1 pseudogene is annotated in these 235 nt (G+C 67.7%); it reads left to right on the top strand.

Features of this window, described 5'->3' with window-relative positions:
* A pseudogene (locus AC5RWD_RS23410) lies at positions 1-92 on the top strand (gluconate 5-dehydrogenase); the annotation flags it as partial.
* Positions 93-235 lie beyond the last annotated feature (143 nt).

Here is a 235-nt window from a genome sequence, read left to right as displayed (position 1 = left end):
CCGGCCCGGCGGTGTGGCTGGCCTCGTCCGGCTCGGATTTCGTGAACGGGCAGACCATCTTTATCGACGGCGGAATGACGGTGGTGGTCTGATGACACACACAACAACAGCAGAAACGTCGGCGGCGGCAGGGGCTGGTTTGCCGGTGTCGGGTCCGGCGGTCGTGGCGCACGGCAAGGGTGACCTGCGGATCGAGGATCTTGCCCTGGCGGTGCCGGGGCCGGATGAGGCGGTG

It is taken from the genome of Arthrobacter sp. CMU6 (genome assembly GCF_059090205.1).
The sequence above is the reverse complement of the archived record's forward strand: the minus strand, read 5'-3'. Positions and strand labels throughout refer to the sequence as shown.